Origin of the sequence: Acetobacter conturbans (genome assembly GCF_011516755.1) — a bacterium.
Taxonomy (GTDB): domain Bacteria; phylum Pseudomonadota; class Alphaproteobacteria; order Acetobacterales; family Acetobacteraceae; genus Acetobacter; species Acetobacter conturbans.
The window spans coordinates 160,616-172,801 of record NZ_WOSY01000005.1 but is presented as its reverse complement, the minus strand read 5'-3'; the positions used below and the strand labels follow the sequence as shown (position 1 = coordinate 172,801).

The 12,186-nt window shown below is 62.4% G+C and carries 7 protein-coding genes; 4 read left to right on the top strand and 3 right to left on the bottom strand.

The window, feature by feature from the left end; genetic code table 11:
- The first annotated feature begins 104 nt into the window (after positions 1-104).
- Both GOB81_RS07060 and GOB81_RS07055 read left to right on the top strand, forming a co-directional pair.
- Positions 105-1,256 carry a hypothetical protein gene (locus GOB81_RS07060; RefSeq protein WP_173569670.1) on the top strand — a complete coding sequence of 384 codons (1,152 nt, stop codon included), beginning with the start codon at positions 105-107 and terminating at the stop codon, positions 1,254-1,256.
- Between the two features lie 151 nt (positions 1,257-1,407).
- A complete protein-coding gene (locus GOB81_RS07055) occupies positions 1,408-2,778 on the top strand; it encodes a glycosyltransferase family 4 protein (RefSeq protein WP_173569669.1) in 1,371 nt (456 codons plus the stop codon).
- Positions 2,779-2,866: 88 nt separating this feature from the next.
- On the opposite strand, the gene GOB81_RS07050 is transcribed toward GOB81_RS07055, so the two are convergent.
- The 3 genes from GOB81_RS07050 to GOB81_RS07040 form a co-directional block, all read right to left on the bottom strand.
- Positions 2,867-3,919 carry a WD40 repeat domain-containing protein gene (locus tag GOB81_RS07050; RefSeq protein WP_173569668.1) on the bottom strand — a complete coding sequence of 351 codons (1,053 nt, stop codon included), beginning with the start codon at positions 3,917-3,919 and terminating at the stop codon, positions 2,867-2,869.
- 38 nt (positions 3,920-3,957) lie between these two features.
- On the bottom strand, positions 3,958-4,941 hold the full coding sequence (locus GOB81_RS07045; RefSeq protein ID WP_173569667.1) for a CobW family GTP-binding protein: 984 nt from the start codon (positions 4,939-4,941) through the stop codon (positions 3,958-3,960).
- Between the two features lie 101 nt (positions 4,942-5,042).
- Complete coding sequence (locus GOB81_RS07040) at positions 5,043-8,477, bottom strand: AsmA-like C-terminal region-containing protein (RefSeq protein ID WP_173569666.1); 3,435 nt, start codon at positions 8,475-8,477, stop codon at positions 5,043-5,045.
- A 41-nt stretch (positions 8,478-8,518) separates the two neighbouring features.
- Between GOB81_RS07040 and GOB81_RS07035 the strand changes: the two genes are divergently transcribed.
- Positions 8,519-11,629, top strand: coding sequence for a bifunctional [glutamine synthetase] adenylyltransferase/[glutamine synthetase]-adenylyl-L-tyrosine phosphorylase (locus GOB81_RS07035; protein ID WP_173569665.1), 3,111 nt, complete (start codon positions 8,519-8,521; stop codon positions 11,627-11,629).
- A gap of 75 nt (positions 11,630-11,704) precedes the next feature.
- Complete coding sequence (bcp, locus tag GOB81_RS07030) at positions 11,705-12,178, top strand: thioredoxin-dependent thiol peroxidase (RefSeq protein ID WP_173569664.1); 474 nt, start codon at positions 11,705-11,707, stop codon at positions 12,176-12,178.
- Positions 12,179-12,186: the final 8 nt, after the last annotated feature.

The window sequence follows — 12,186 nt, the reverse complement described above, 5'->3', positions numbered from 1 at the left end:
CCGAGGGAAAGAAACCTCTGCCGTTCCGGTTGTCTGCCCCGTCCGGCAGAACATCTGCCGGAATACCCAAGACACTATTGAGCACAACCGACGGAACGAATTTAATGTCCCAGAGTGGCCAGTCCCCAAATCAGAATCGTGTCATCGACCTGAAGGTGTCAGGTCACCTGATGACACTTGATCAGGGGTTATTCTGCGTTTTTCACACGCCTTCCCAGGAGCCTCCCAGCCCTCGCGGCCTGCCGGGTGTGCGGATCACGCAGCCGCCGGTGACAAACGCTGCCGTCACGATTTCCACCTTCGACGAAACGGGCTGGCTTGGTGGTCAGAACAACGCCGCTCTGATCCGCGTTGTCCGGGGTCCGGCTCAGGTTCTGGTTTCGGTCTATCAGGAACCCAACAGCCAGCATGACGCGCCTCGACTTCAGGTCGTCCGTCTGAGCGACGCCACCGTGACGCAGGGCTATGCCCCAGCTGCCACGCCGCAGGTGACCGCAGCGCCCGCGCCGACAGCAGCCGCACCATCATCCGGCACGACATCGGCAGGTGCGCCGGACCAGAAGTTCGAGATTGGCGCTCATATCCAGCGTCGCGGCGACGTCGGCACCATGCTCGGAGAATGGATGGGCAATCCCGGCAGCCGCGCATGGATCGAAGGCTTCGGGATCGCGCCGTCCCATCTCATCACGCCTGAAGACATCGAATATCAGGCGGTTCTGGGTAAAGGATGGCTTTCCCCTTGGACGGAAGGCGGCAAATATTGCGGCAGCCGTGGCATGGCGCTCCCCATTCTGGGCCTGCGCGTGCGCCTGAAGGGTGAAGCGGCGGATGAGTATCTCTGTGAGCTTGAAGCAACGTTCACGGATGGCACCGAAAGCGGCCCGATCAGCGAAGACGAGACAGCTGAAGCTGAAAGCCTGGCGCCGCTGGAAGCGTTCCGCCTGACGATCATGCCGCGCGATGCCGCCCGAGCCGCAGCTGTTCGGGAAATCGAAGAAATCGAAGACGTTCTGGAAGACGATCTTGCTCTTCTGGAAGAGGAAGAAGAGATTGTTCCCGCCAGAAAGGCACCCGTGAAACGTCGGGCTGCCACCAGAACGGCGAAACCGGTCCCTGTCGTCAAAACCAGTCCCAAGAAGCCGGTGATCGCGAAGAAGGCGGCACCTTCCCCCGCCAAAAAAGCCACTCTGCCGAAGACACCGAAATCGCCGGTCAAAGCCCCGAAAGCTCCGGCACGCAAAACCGGCCGTCGCTGAACAGCCTGCCAGCCATGAGGAGGGGCGGACATTCCCTCCTCATGGCGCCCTTTGCCATTGTAGATTCCTGTCGCCCGCTGTCAGCCTCTCCTCAACAACGGTCGACACCCGCCCGATCTGAGTTCAAGCATTTCGACAACGGATAGCGACTTTGAAATTTCTCTTTGTCCATCAGAATTTCCCCGGACAATTTCTGCATATCGTCCGCCACCTCGCACGCGCGGGCAGGCACGAAGTCGTTTTCATCAGTGAAAGCAACGAGAACGCGATTGCTGGCGTAAGGCGGGTTATTTACCGCACCCCCACGCTGCCGCCTGAAGCCACGCACGCGGGAGCGCGGGAATTCGCGCTGGCTCTCAGCCGTGCCGATGCCGTCGCACAGGCAGCACTGACGCTCAAAAATCTCGGCTTCGCACCCGATATCATCATCGGGCACCACGGATGGGGTGAACTCCTGAATCTTCAGGATATTTTCCCGTCCTCTCCCATTCTGGGTTATTTCGAATTCTTTTATCATTCCAACGGATTCGACGTCGGGTTCGACCCCGAATTTCCCACTCTGCCCGAAATGCTGCCGCGTATCCGCGCCAAGAACGCCATCAATCTGCAGGCGCTGAACAATCCGGGCTGGGGCCAGACCCCGACACTCTTCCAGCGCAGTACCTATCCCAGTTGGGCGCTGGACAGGATTTCCGTGCTGCGGGAAGGGGTCAATCTCGAACTGTGCGCCCCGGACAAGACGGCGAACCGCCGCTCCCTGACGGTCAATGGTGTCACGATTTCGCCCAAGGAACGGCTGATCACATATGTCGCACGTGATCTGGAGCCATATCGCGGTTTTCACGTCTTCATGCGCTCACTCCCCCGCATTCTGAAAGAGTGTCCGCAAGCCCGCGTGGTGATGGTCGGTGGCGACGGCGTCAGCTATGGCGCGCGGCTGGCTCATATGACCTGGCGTCAGCACATGCTCAATGAACTGGAAGGCCAGCTCGATCTTGAGCGCATCCATTTTGTCGGCAAGGTTTCCTATGACAATTTCCGTGCGCTCCTGAAACGCTCGGACGCGCATGTCTATCTGACCTACCCGTTTGTGGCCTCCTGGTCCTTGCGTGAAGCGATGGCCATGGGCTGCGCCATTGTCGGCAGCAACACCGATCCGGTGCGGGAGTTCGTCGAGGATGGGCACACGGGTCTGCTCGTGCCATTTACCGAACCCGCCAAAATAGCGGATGCGGTTCTCACGTTACTGGAAAATCGCAAGCAGGCTCAGCTGCTTCGGGAAGCAGCCCGCGCGGAGGCTGAACGCACGCTCTGTCTCGATGACTATCTTGCCCGGTATGAGGACCTGATCGAACAGGTCAGCGGCGTTGCGCCGTCTCACATCCCGGCTCCGAAAACAAAAGCTGTCCGAAAGAAGACTTCAGACGCTCCGGCGCGCACAGCGAGCAGATCAAAAGCAGTCACAAAACAGACAGCTTCGAAACCAGCCAAGCCACGGTCACGTGTTTTGCAGAGTGTCTGAACGTGGGTTCATGCTCACAGGCAAAATAATGTTCTGGTCGGAAATCTGACGCTCAGCGCCAGACTTCCCATCCTTTCCGGCCCATGGATCAGGCGGGACCAGCCAGATCAACCACGCCGATGCGACCCTCTTCAGTGCCATATCCCAGAGTACAACCGTCCGCGCTGAAAGCGAGCGCCGTGACCATGCCGCCCCCTTCCCCGCAGACTGGCAGAACCCGTTCTGTCGTATAATCGATCATTAGAATGCGACCATCGGCAAAGCCAGCCACCACGATATCCTGCTGCGGATGCGTGCTGACACGGGTACACAGCACACCCGGAATCCCAGGAAGTTCGGCAGGTGGCTTGCCCATCGGACCCCCTCCGAAAAACGGCCACATGACCACGCCGTCCGCCCCGCTTGTGGCAAGCCATTTGCCGTTTCTGGTGAATGCAAGAGAGGCCACCTTGGTCGGATAGCCGCTCATGCGCATGTTGTGGCCATCCGCAATACGCCAGCCATGCAACTCATTTTCCTGCATCGCGGTGATCAGCGCGTCACCGGCGGGATGAATGGCAATGCCGATATGGCTGCCCTTCCACTCATACAGTTTGGGCGAGCCGTCCTTCGACTGCACAAACCACATCGAAGCGCCATTATAATGCGACGCGGCAATGCGCTTGCCCTTCGCGTCGAATACGATGCCCGACACTGTGGACGGATGTTCGAGGGTGCGCATCACCGTCGTGCCCGCTGCATCACGCAACTGCACTTCCTTACCGGACGCGCACGCGATCACACCCTTGCGTCCATCGCTCCAGCAGGCGACATGCTCGATCCAGCGGCGACCTTTACCCAGTTCCTCGACGGCTTCCAGCGACACGCGATTCAGACGCCCGTCCTCACCACCCGTCAGGAAACCGGCCCCCGACACATCCGCGGAAAGCGCCAGAACCGGCCCGTCATGCGCCTGCACCGTTTTCCAGGTCACCGTGTCGCGCAGCGTCTCGCGGGGTGCGATGAGCACATCGCCCTCCCCGGTTGCGAAAGCAAAGGCCCGATTGTCGCGTGAAGCGCAGCAGGCGATGATGTGCCCGTCAATCGTCTGTTCCACCCCCCGGTTCTCAACGATGCCGGAAAACCCGTCTGTCCCGCTCATGCCAGCTTCTTTCCTTTACTGTTCACTGAAAAGACCAGTCAGGCCCGGCAGCTTTCAAAACCACGACGCAGGCGTGGACGATTGAGGTTACGACCGATGAACACCAGCCGGGATTCCGGCTTCTCGCCGTCTTTCCACGGACCGATGAAATCGCCATCCGCCATCATATGCACGGCCTGAAACGCAAAACGCTCATTCCGGCCAGCAAAATTCAGAATTCCCTTGGAACGGAGGATATCGCCACCCTGTTCCTGTAGCAGCGCCCCGATCCATGCGTGGAAGCGGGCCTCGTCGAGCGGTTCCTCGACGGAAAAAGACATGCTTGTCACGCCTTCCTCATGGGAGTGCTCGGTATTTTCAAGGAAGTCAGGCTCGTATTCCAGCGCCCGCTGGAGGTCGAACCCGCCCTGATCCAGAACATCGGTCAGCGGAACATTGCCGCGTACAGCTTTATGAAGCCGGACAAATGCGTTGATCTGGCGGATTTTCGTCTCGATTTCGACCAGTTTCGCCTCATCGACCAGATCGGTCTTGTTGAGGATGATCACGTCAGCGAAAGCGATCTGGTGAACGGCTTCCGGGCTTTCCTCAAGCGTCTCGAGCACATTGTAGGCATCCACCACCGTCACAACCGCATCCAGCCGCGTCTTGCCGCGCACCTCCTCGTCCACGAAGAAGGTCTGCGCGACAGGGGCGGGATCGGCCAGGCCGGTGGTTTCGACGATGATACCGTCGAACTTCGTCCGGCGCTTCATCAGGCTGCCAAGGATGCGGATCAGGTCGCCGCGCACGGTGCAGCAGATGCAGCCGTTATTCATCTCGAACACTTCCTCGTCGGCATCCACCACGAGGTCGTTATCCACACCGAGTTCCCCGAACTCGTTGATCACCACGGCGTATTTCCGACCGTGCTCCGCCGTCAGGATGTGGTTGAGCAGGGTAGTCTTGCCTGCCCCGAGAAAACCCGTCAGCACCGTCACCGGCACCAGATCCTTCGCTGCCGCGCCCTGTGTCTCTGACATGCCACTCTCCTCTTCCTGCGGGCGGACCGCACAGCCCGCCATGTCCTTCATTCAGGTCGGACATATAGGCACGCTGTCCACGCGGGGCAAAGAGGAGCCCCTCAGAACATGTTGCGCAGCACGCCCGGAAGGAAGATCGTCAGCGGGCTGATCGAGAAGTCAGGGGCGTCGATCTTGCCGTCCAGCCTGAATTTCACCGCGAGCAGGCCGCCCCCTTTCTCCGGCGAGAAAAGTTTACCAAGGCCCGGAATCCGCCCGGGAATTTCGTTGATCGCAAAAACCGGCACCACGGTGCCCGACAGGGCGAGCGTGCCGCTATCGAGATTGACCGGCCCCTCAAGCGTGGCGCCCAGCGCTGCATTCCCGGCGCGCCCGTCGTGAATATGCATCACGCCGTCGGCGAACGTCACCGGCATTTCGAAGCGCGTGACGCCGAAGCTGGTAGGGTCTTTCGCGTTCAGCCAGCCATAGATCGAGAGGCTTCGCGCGACGATCACGGCGCCGGGCGCATGCTGGATGACGAACGGCGACAGCTTCAGGTCGCCGCTGAAAGGAGCGGTTTCCTTGGTGTCGTCAAAATGCCCTTCAAACCGGGCATGGCCGCCGACCAGCATATCGGTCACGGCGAGCCGACTCAGCAATGCGCCGAAATCCGGCACGTCGATCGTCACGCGCCGCCCCCCTGCAATCGGCTCGATCTCCGCCTTCGCAGCCGTGGGCGATGTCATGGACAGGCGCATGCGGTCCACGCGCACGCCGTTATGATCGATGAAAGCCTGGACGCCGCCCAGCGCGCGGTCAGGCTTGTAATAGAGCTGGTCAGCCGTCAGATCGATCAGCCATGGGCGGCTTGGTGGCCCTTTCACCCGTCCGCTCGCCGCCTGCGGCACATGCAGCGTCGTGGCCGTCTTCGGGTCGGGCTGACTGGAAGAACCTTCCACCAGCGGACTGATATCCAGCGTCTGGGCGCGCATCTGCACCGAGATCGGCTTGGCGGTATTTTGCGGGATGACCAGCGTGGCAGCCCCCGTCGAGCGCCCGATGCGGAACGCGGGAATGACCAGCTGAGGCGGCTGACCTGCGGGGAAACGCGCTTCCCCGTTCACATTGAGATCCGGACCGGCAGCCCGGATTCCCGTGGCGGAAACAATTTTGCCGCCATTGAGCCGTAGGTCAGCATGAACCGTCGCAGGATTGCCCTCCGCCTTGCTCCACAGCGGAATATGAACTGTCGTCTTCGCCAGATCGAGATCCAGCACCAACTGGTCATTGGCGTCGCTGATGGCGGAGTAATCGACTTTCAGTTCACTCCGTCCCGCAACATACGGACCGACCGGAACACCCGCCGCGACAACATTTTCCGGCGTCAAATGCAGGTTCGTGACCACATGCTCGAGAACCTGTCCTTTTTCCGCCTTGTCGAACAGGATATCGCCCTGCACATCGGCGGGGATATGGCTGAACAGCCCCTTCCCGGTCAGCTTCATGCCATGCATCGTGACGTCCATATCGACGGTGCCGCCATCGACGCTCCTGCCCATCGCCACGTTGCCCAGATGCACCCGGGTTACGTGGGCATGGCCATCCAGCACCATGTCGTCCGTCGTCACCTTGGAAATCAGCGGCAGACTGAGTGTGAAGTGGACAGTGGAGTAACCCTGTGGCTGCGTGAAGGGCAACGGATGGCGGGACAGCACATGGAGGCGAGGCTCGGCAAGCAGGGCGATATGGTCCCGCAGATCACCAGCCAGTCCGACCGTGACGGTGCCCATCTGGTCCTTCTTGTCGAGGTCGGTGATGACCATGCCGCCGGGCTGCACCATCAGACGTCCACTGCTGCGTATCTTGCCGCTACGGATCACGCGGGTGGTCGGCTGCCAGCCATGCTCGAAAGTGATGTTGAAGGTGCTGAGACTGGTGAAATCAAGATGGGCGTCCAGTCCGTGGATCGGGGCGATTGGACGAAGCCAGTGAAGCTCCACCCCCTCGGCATCGATGCCGCCTGAAATACCAACGATATCGGGGGCTGTACCGGTTTTATCCGGTCCGATCTTCAGGGTGACCTGACCGTTCTTCGCCGTGCCGTCCGTGATGTTGCGCGTGATCCATTTACGCGCACCCTTGGCCGCCTTTGCCGGCCAGTACTGGCCGAACTCCGTGAACGGAAGCTCTGTGAACGCCAGACTGACACTGCCTGTCATGATTGCCGGCTTCTGCACGCTGGCCCAGTCGAATGCGCCAGATCCCGTAAGACGCGGAGGCATTGCCGCTTCGGTGCCGGTTTCCTTCTTGCCAGCAATCGCCTTCACGCCCGAAGGCGCGGATGGGGCCGATACGAGAAGAGCAGCGGGAGGTCGCCTTAACTGCACGCCGAGATCCTGCACATCCAGATGCGCGGGCCAGCCCGTTCGCGTCTGCGTGCCGAACGTCATGTGCAGTGTCGTGCCTGCCTCTGCGGGATAAAGCGTGGAACCGGCAGCATCGATCTCGCCCGTTCCCGCACTCACCTTCATCAGGGCATCCTGCGGCGTCATGTACCAGGCGCGTCCGGTGGCGTTGAGCGTGACATCCGCCACCAGTCCTACGGGGGTCCGAATCGCTGCCAGGGCCGGAACCAGACTGGACAGCGCCGCAGGCGTCACCGGGTCGAGACCGACATGCCAGCGCAGCAATCCGTCCGGTCCCAGCGCGCCATGGGCGGCAAGATGTGCCCCGAAAGACCCGGCTGCGCTCTCCCCTTTCGCACCCACCGTCAGGGAGCCCGTCAAACCATGCCGGTGCTTCACGGTGACGGGTTGCAGATCGGCGTTCAGCGGATCGACGGTCCATACACGATGGTCGCCGTCATCGGTAAGCGTCACATGGGTCTGCGCGAGAGTCAGACGCCGCAGACGCCTTACGTCGATATCCGGAAAACCGCTATTCCTGCCGGATGGCTCACCGGGGAGATCGAGATCGACGTCCCCCTGCGCATCCCGGCGCAGAGCCACCGTTGCATCTTTCACCTGCAAATCCGTGACGGCGATACGACCACGCAGCAAAGGGAACGCATCCAGCGCAATGGCTCCGGACGCGATGCGATCCGCCACTTTTCCGTTCGAATCGAGAATGGTCACGTCGTGGAGTTCGAGCAGCACCGGCGAACCGAGGCCGTCACGCAGGCCTGTCCAGCGCAGGAAGGCCTGCCCGACATCCAGCCGTCCGCGTGGGGGCTGGCCTTTCGCCCCACCGACAATCGTTACCGGCAGGGCAAAGCGCAGAAGGGGGGAAACATTGACCGGGCCGACCATCATGGCCAGCAGCAACCCACCGCCCGCGACAAGTGGCACGCCGACGAGCGCGGTCGCCGCCAGTGCAGCCATCTTCACGAAGCGTCGTCCGCCCACAGGCTTTCGCGGCCCGTGACCACCGTCGCCCGTCCCCGTTTCTCCCGTCGTGGGCCGTGCTGCATCTTGACCGGACCCGTCCATCACCGCCACCCTGTCCGCCCGATCATTCCGTAAAGCCCATGTCGCGCCGCACCTCTTCTTCCCCATCCCGCTCCCGGCAGGACCGCATGCTCCCAAAAAAAGAGGTAATGCGTCCAAACGATGGCATGCCGTCCGAAGTTGCTGCTTCCGAGGCCTCCAGAAGTGCGCCCGCAGGCTGGCGGGGCCGCAGGCGCGCCCTCAGATGGCCGGATATCGCATGGCCGCCCCCCGCTGATGACGAAGCCCTTGGGCGGTTCCGTGAGGATTTCGCCGCGCGGTGGGAGGAGAACGGACTGGCTCCGGCACTGCTGGCGGCGATGCGGGAGGCGCCCGGTGTGACGGCGCTGCTGGACTGCATCGGCGGCAACAGCCCCTATCTGGCCGACCTCGTTCTCCGGAGTCCGCCGGATTTCGCCGAGTTGCTGGCGAACGGGCCGGATTCCTTCGCCGAGACCACGCTTTCCGAGATCGACGACCTGCCGCCGGATGGGCCGCGCGACACGCTGGCCGCCGCCATGCGTCGCGCCAAGAACCGCATCGCCCTCACCTGCGCACTGGCCGATATCGGGGGCTGCTGGCCGCTGGAAACCGTCACGCAGACATTGTCCCGCCTGGCGGAAAGCACGCTGGACGCCGCCGTCAGACATCTGCTGCGGTCCGCGTATGACGGCGGCCGTCTTTCACTGAAAGATCCGGGGCGCCCCACACGCGGAAGTGGCTATGTCGTGCTGGCGATGGGGAAACTCGGGGCGCGGGAACTGAATTTCTCCTCGGACATCGACCTTGTGGTGCTGTTCGACGCCAGCCTCCACGCCGACCCTGATTCGGCTCGGCAGATTTTCATCCGCATGACTAGCGACCTTGTCCGCCTCATGGAAGCGCGTGACGCGAATGGCTACGTTTTCCGTACGGACCTGCGCCTGCGCCCCGATCCCGCCGCGACGCCGCTGGCCGTGTCACTCCCCGCCGCCATCGCCTATTACGAGAGTCTCGGCCAGACGTGGGAACGTGCGGCCATGACCAAGGCGCGGCCAGTGGCGGGGAATATCCGGCTGGGCCGCTCGTTCCTGAAGGCCATTCATCCCTTCGTCTGGCGGCGACACCTCGATTTCGCGCTCATTGATGACATCCATGTGATGAAGGCGAAGATCGACCAGCATCGCAAACCCGGCCGCAGCGGACTCGCCAGAATGGCGGACAGCAGCCTCACCGATCCGGAGGCGGGCGCACACTGGCTGCTCGGCCATAACGTCAAGCTCGGTGAAGGTGGCATCCGGGAGATCGAATTCGTGGCGCAGGCCATGCAGCTCGTCTGGGGCGGCCGTACCCCCAGCCTGCGTGACCCCACCACGCTGGGGGCGCTGCGCATCCTGACACGCTCCGGGCACATGCCCCGCGAGGAAGCAGAGATGCTGGCGCGCGCCTATCGTCTGCTGCGGGAAGTGGAACACCGCGTGCAGATGCGCGACGACCGGCAGACGCACCGGCTGCCCGAAACGGAAGAACGATTCAGCGAACTCGCCACCTTCCTCGGATATGCGAGCGGGGGAGACTTCGCGCTCGACCTGCTGCCCCAGATGCGGGCGGCCCGACGTATCTTCGAGAAACATTTCAGCACCCCAACGCGCCAGATCCGGCCCGAGGAAGCGCTGCTCGATCTGGAAATCGATGAACTGCCTGCCCGTCTGGGTGGCCTTGGGTTCCCTCAGTCCGATTGCGATGCCGCGGCGACCATCCTCAGCCACTGGTCGGGCAACAGCCGGAGAGCGCTCCGTTCGGAGCGGGCTCATGCCCTGCTGCGCCGCCTGATGCCTGACCTGCTGGCAAGCTTCATTGCGCGCCGCGATCCGCTGGCCTGCCTGCGCCATTTCGACACGCTGCTGTCGCGCCAGCGGGCGGGCGTGCAACTGCTGTCGCTTCTTGAGCGTAATCTGGCGCTCATCGATCGCATCGCGGCGATTTTCGACGCCTCTCCGTTTCTGGCCAATCATCTGGCCGACACGCCTTCGGCCCTGGAAGGATTGCTCGAACTTCAGGAAGAAGAGAATCTTCCCCCCGCGACCAGTCTCGCACCCGAGCAGGTACGGCTTCTGGCTGCTGAAAAACCCGATCTCGAAATGCTGGTGACACGCCTGCGGCCGGTCGTGCGCGCCGAGGAGTTCCGGCTGTCGGTCGCCCGTCTTGAGGGGCGGCTGGATGAAGACACCGCCGCCGGGGACCGCACGGCCGTCGCGGACGCCGTGATGGGGGCGTTGCTGGAGAATGTGTTCCGGGCGCACCGCACACGTCATGGACAGGTGGAAGGCGGCGGCATCGCCGTCATGGCGCTCGGCAAGGCCGGTTCACGTGAGATGATGGCCGGGTCCGACCTCGATCTGATGATGATCTTCGACCATCCCGAGGACGTGACCGAAAGCACTCCGCTCGCGATGGGAACGGGCAGGCCCTTGCCGGTCTCCCAGTATTACCTCCGCCTTGCTCACAGCTTCATCGCCGCCCTGACCGCTCCGGATTCGGAGGGCCCACTCTATCCGGTGGACATGCGCCTGCGGCCTTCCGGCGCGGCCGGTCCGGTGGCGGTCTCCCTTTCGGCATTCCGCCGGTATCAGGCGGAGGAATCGTGGACGTGGGAGCGCATGGCGCTTACCCGCGCCCGGATTGTGACGCAGGTGGGAGAAAGCGGCGTCCGGTCCCGGCTGAAGAAAGTCCTGCTTGCCGATCTGGATGCAGCACTCGGTTCCGGTCCGAGGCGCGACCCTGACACCATCCGCGCCGATGCCGCCGCCATGCGCGCCCGGCTCGCCCGTGACCTGCCCCCGTCCAGCCCCTGGGATGTCAAGCGACGGGCGGGCGGCCTGATGGAAGTGGAGTTCATCGCCCAGACGCTTCAACTCATCGCAGGGACGGCGAAAGCGCGTTCACCTGTCACCTCACGCGCCTTTGAACTGCTCGCCAGAGCCCGCCTCCTCTCGCCTGCGGATGCACGCCTGCTGATCGACGCGGACGAGCGGTGGCGCAGTCTGCAAAGCCTGCTGCGACTGCTGTGCGGTCCGAAACCCCCTGAAGATCCGGCCCAGCAGCTCCCTGCAGCCACGCTCGACGTGCTCTGTCGCAGTATGGACGTGCCCGGCGTTTCAGCCCTCCGCGAGGAGATCGAAACGCTGGCGGCCACCGTGCGGGTTCTTTTTATCCGCCTGATCGGACCGGTAGAGACGTAAGTCCGTACCGCCCTGCCCAAGCGGTCATGCACAAACCGGTTGCGGGCAGGGGGGCGGCTGAGGCAGGTTGTGGATATGAGTAACACTCCCATCAAGGTGGGCGATCAGGCCCCGGATTTCTCCCTCGAAGCCAGCCGAGGCCGAACGGTCTCCAGCGCGGCTCTCACAGGTAAGCCTTACCTGCTCTATTTCTATCCGAAAGCGGATACGCCCGGCTGCACGACGCAGGCCTGCGGCATTCAGGAAGCACTGCCCGCCCTCGGCAAGCTGCATCTCACTGTCATCGGCGTCAGTCCCGATCCTGTGCCCATGATCGACAAATTCGCCGACAAATACGGGCTGGAGTTTCCGCTCGCCAGCGATCCGGAACATATGCTGGCTGACAGCTATGGAACATGGGTCGAGAAATCCATGTATGGCCGGACCTATTTCGGTATGGAGCGCAGTTCCTTCCTTGTGGGAGCCGACGGACGGATCAAGGCGATCTGGCTAAAGGTCAAACCCGCCGAGCATGTCGCTCTCGTCGAAAAAGCAGCCGCCGAACTGTAAGCCGCATT

What these genes read in the sequence shown, in the direction of transcription:
- GOB81_RS07060 (WP_173569670.1), top strand. Translation starts at nt 105, where the DNA reads ATGTCCCAGAGTGGCCAGTCCCCAAATCAGAATCGTGTCATCGACCTG.
- GOB81_RS07050 (WP_173569668.1), bottom strand. Translation starts at nt 3,919, where the DNA reads ATGAGCGGGACAGACGGGTTTTCCGGCATCGTTGAGAACCGGGGGGTG.
- GOB81_RS07045 (WP_173569667.1), bottom strand. Translation starts at nt 4,941, where the DNA reads ATGTCAGAGACACAGGGCGCGGCAGCGAAGGATCTGGTGCCGGTGACG.
- GOB81_RS07040 (WP_173569666.1), bottom strand. Translation starts at nt 8,477, where the DNA reads ATGGGGAAGAAGAGGTGCGGCGCGACATGGGCTTTACGGAATGATCGG.
- GOB81_RS07035 (WP_173569665.1), top strand. Translation starts at nt 8,519, where the DNA reads ATGCGTCCAAACGATGGCATGCCGTCCGAAGTTGCTGCTTCCGAGGCC.
- bcp (WP_173569664.1), top strand. Translation starts at nt 11,705, where the DNA reads ATGAGTAACACTCCCATCAAGGTGGGCGATCAGGCCCCGGATTTCTCC.